Here is a 3748-nt window from a genome sequence, read left to right on the forward strand (position 1 = left end):
ATTTATTGTTGATTTTCAATTGCGTCACTCGGCGGCCACACGGTCGCGCGTGGCAAACTCGGTGCGCAGCGCCGCAACGATGCCGCGCGTGCAGACGTCGATCAGGATGTCGCCCTTTTCCGCCGTGGCATTCTTGGGCGAGGACAACGTGCCGCTGGCAGGGGTCCACGCAGGATGCGGTGGATAGACGTCATAGGGCGGGAAACTCGCGGGCGCATGATCGACCGCCCGCTCCAGCGACACGAGGTCCGGATAGAGCCGCAGCATCAGCGAGGTTTCCAGCACCCCGCCATGCTCGATATCCCAGCCCAGAAACCCCTCGGGGTATAGCTTCGCAATCGCCGCCTGATCGACAAAATCCCAATAGGACAGCACCACGACCTTGGTGTCATGGATGCCCGACCAGCCCAATTCGCGCAGCGCAAGGTCGATGCCCTCGGCAATGAACCACGAATTCTCGAAATGGCCATTCACGATGCAAATCTGGCGATTGCCATGACGCGCAAACTCGCGGATCACATCTTTCAGCGCATTCACAAGGCTCGCCCCATCAAGGCTCGTCGTGCCCGGAAAGAAATTGCCACCGCCGGATTTCTGCTGCGACTTGTAGCCATAGGTAAAGGGCGGCGCCACCAGCCCGCCCACCTCTGCCGCCGCGCGCCGCGCGAATTCCGTGGGCAAGAGCACATCAACATGCATTGGCATGTGATGGCCATGCTGCTCCATCGACCCCAGCGGGATGAGAATCGGCACTGCCCCCCGCGCCACCCGGCGCTGATACTCGGGCCAGGGCAATTCTGCTGCAAAAACGGTATCTTGGGCCATGTCATCGCCTTTCTTGTCGGATTGAGCGACCCTAGAACAGCTTGCCTCATGCGCAAAATTCATAGTAGCAATGTATGAATAAGGATTCTTAATCATGCGCCATTTCGTGAACCTGCAAACCGACCTGATCCGCACCTTTGTCACGGTGGTGGACCTTGGCAACTATACCGAAACCGGTCAGGTTCTGGGCCGCACACAGCCTGCGATTTCCCTGCAAATCAAACGGTTAGAGGATCTTGTGGGGGCCAAACTCTTGCATCACAAGGGCAAAAACCTAGAGCTGACGCCGCAGGGTCACGCCCTCATCGGATATGCCCGCGAGATGCTGCGCCTGAATGATCGCGCCGTCGCCAATCTGCACGAGGCGCAATTCATGGGCACGCTGCGGGTGGGTTTGCCCACCGATTACGCGATTGGATATTTTCAACGCATCATCGCCGATTTCGCCCACGCCAATCCCGATGTCACCTTCGACATTCGCTGCGACTGGAGCCGCAATATCCTGAGCCAGTTGCATGTCGATGAGTTGGACCTTGCCATCGCCATCACCGATACGATGCCCGCGCCCTATGTCTCGCTCTACTGGTCCGAACGCCCCTTTTGGGTCTGCGGGCGCGACTATCAATTCTCGCTCGACAAGCCGGTTCAGATCATCGCCCACCCCAAGGGCTGTTTCTACCGCAAGCGGATGATCGACGCGCTGAATACCGAAGGGCGCGAGTGGCGGATTTGCTTCGAAAGCCCCGGCATCACGGCGGTGCAGAACGCGGTGCTGGACGGGATGGGCGTCACGGCGCTGACCAAGAAAACGCTTCTGCCCGGCATGCGCGTCCTCTCGCCCAAAGAAGGGTTTCCGCCGCTCGCCAATCTGCACGTCGGCCTCTTTTACAAGCATATCAAGGCCTCTGATGCCGCGCTGAAACTGATCGAACAGATCACCGAAGGCGTCAGCGCCTTTCGTAAACCAACCCATGCCCGTAGCTAGCTTGCATTTCCTTTTCTTATTCTCAGATCAAACCTATTAATTTTGTGCAGAGCCTCTTTGCTGGTAGCGAATGCCTATCCAAGCCAGTGAGGAGAGACCCAAATGCTTGACGACATGTTGCACGTCACGGAATGGCACAATGGGGAAAAGGAATTTTCGCCCTTTTCCGACAATGAAATGGCCCGCCGCCAGAACGAATTGCGCGTCTGGATGGCCGATAACAACGTCGATGCGGCGCTGTTCACCTCTTATCACTGCATCAATTATTATTCAGGCTGGCTCTACTGCTATTTCGGCCGCAAATATGGCATGGTCATTGACCAAAAGAATGCCACGACGATTTCGGCAGGGATCGACGGCGGCCAACCCTGGCGCCGGACCTTTGGCAGCAATGTCACTTATACCGACTGGCGGCGCGACAATTTCTATCGCGCGGTGCAGGGCCTGACCAAGGGTGCGCGCCGCGTCGGCATCGAGTTTGACCATGTCTCGCTCGACTATCGCCAGCTTTTGCAGGATGCGCTGCCCGGCGTCGAACTGGTGGACGTGAGCCAGCCCTCGATGTGGATGCGCACCATCAAATCCGCCGAGGAAATCAAGCTCATCACCGAAGGCGCGCGGATTTGCGACGTGGGCGGCTATGCCGTGGCCGGTGCGGTTCAGGCGGGCGTGCCCGAGCATGAGGTGGCCATCGCAGGCACAAACGCCATGATCCGCGAAATCGCCAAATCCTTCCCCTTTGTCGAACTGATGGACACCTGGACATGGTTCCAGTCGGGCATCAACACCGATGGCGCGCATAACCCCGTGACCAACCGCGTGGTGCAATCGGGCGATATCCTCAGCCTCAACACCTTTCCGATGATCTTTGGCTATTACACCGCGCTCGAGCGCACGCTCTTCTGCGATCACGTTGACGATGCCAGCCTCGACATCTGGGAGAAAAACGTCGCCGTGCATCGCCGCGGGCTGGAATTGATGAAGCCCGGCGCGCGCTGCATGGATATCGCCATCGAACTCAACGAGATGTATCGCGAGTGGGACCTGCTCAAATACCGCTCCTTCGGCTATGGCCACAGCTTCGGTGTGCTCAGCCACTATTACGGTCGCGAGGCGGGCGTGGAACTGCGCGAGGATATCGAAACGGTGCTGAAGCCCGGCATGGTCGTGTCGATGGAACCGATGGTGATGATCCCCGAGGGTCAGCCCGGTGCCGGTGGCTACCGCGAGCATGACATTCTGGTCATCGGCGCGGACGGGGCCGAGAATATCACCGGCTTCCCGTTCGGTCCCGAGCATAACATCGTCGGCAAAGGCTAAGCGCCCTTGCGCGGCACGCTTGAAATCGTGATTGCGGCGGCCAGTGTCCTGATGACGCTGGCCGCCGTGGCGCATGCGGACCGGCCCGCCATGGCGCTCTTGTCCGGGTCGCGCGCCTTGATCGTTCCCGGTTACGCCAGCGGATCAGGTGCAATATTGCCGCCGCAGATCAAAACCGCCACCCGCTCCCCCGGCGCAGGCCGATAAGCGCCCGACAAGAGCGCCGCCAGCGCCGTGGCCCCCGCCGGTTCCACCAATTGCCGCACCTCCCGCCACAAAAGCGCCTGCGCCTCAAGAATGGCGGCATCCGGCACCAGCACGCTCTGCACGCCTTGCGCCTGCGCCAGACCAAGGCAGATATCTCCAATCCGCCGCGCACCCAGCGCATTGGCCGCCACGCCAGACACCTCGACATCCACAGGTGCGCCCGCCGCCAGCGCGGCATGAAGCGCGCAAGATGTCTCGGGCTCGACCGCCATCACCCGGCGACGCCCTTCAAGCCAGCCCAGCGCCCCGGCGATCAACCCGCCGCCGCCCACGGCAATCAACACCGTATCGGCGCTTAATCCCTGCTCCTCCCATTCCGACATCACCGTGCCCTGCCCCGCCACGGTCGTC

At 60.3% G+C, this 3748-nt stretch carries 4 protein-coding genes; 2 read left to right on the forward strand and 2 right to left on the reverse strand.

Going from position 1 to position 3748, the window contains the following annotated elements; all coding sequences use genetic code 11:
- Window positions 1–24 precede the first annotated feature (24 nt).
- Window positions 25–825: a creatininase gene (locus KBT70_RS10090; protein WP_296632253.1), complete on the reverse strand. Its 801-nt coding sequence runs from the start codon at window positions 823–825 to the stop codon at window positions 25–27.
- Between the two features lie 94 nt (window positions 826–919).
- Here KBT70_RS10090 and KBT70_RS10095 point away from each other — a divergent pair, with 94 nt between their 5' ends.
- On the forward strand, window positions 920–1810 hold the full coding sequence (locus tag KBT70_RS10095; protein WP_296632255.1) for a LysR substrate-binding domain-containing protein: 891 nt from the start codon (window positions 920–922) through the stop codon (window positions 1808–1810).
- Window positions 1811–1912: 102 nt separating this feature from the next.
- Complete coding sequence (locus KBT70_RS10100; protein WP_296632257.1) at window positions 1913–3130, forward strand: M24 family metallopeptidase; 1218 nt, start codon at window positions 1913–1915, stop codon at window positions 3128–3130.
- 131 nt (window positions 3131–3261) lie between these two features.
- Here KBT70_RS10100 and KBT70_RS10105 read toward each other — a convergent pair.
- Window positions 3262–3748 (reverse strand): pyridoxal-phosphate dependent enzyme (locus KBT70_RS10105; protein ID WP_296632265.1); only part of this gene is annotated, 487 nt, incomplete at its 5' end.

The organism is Roseovarius sp. (assembly GCF_018066915.1).
Lineage (GTDB): Bacteria > Pseudomonadota > Alphaproteobacteria > Rhodobacterales > Rhodobacteraceae > Roseovarius.

Coding starts and splice junctions, on each gene's coding strand:
- KBT70_RS10090 (WP_296632253.1), bottom strand. CDS start 825: ATGGCCCAAGATACCGTTTTTGCAGCAGAATTGCCCTGGCCCGAGTAT.
- KBT70_RS10095 (WP_296632255.1), top strand. CDS start 920: ATGCGCCATTTCGTGAACCTGCAAACCGACCTGATCCGCACCTTTGTC.
- KBT70_RS10100 (WP_296632257.1), top strand. CDS start 1,913: ATGCTTGACGACATGTTGCACGTCACGGAATGGCACAATGGGGAAAAG.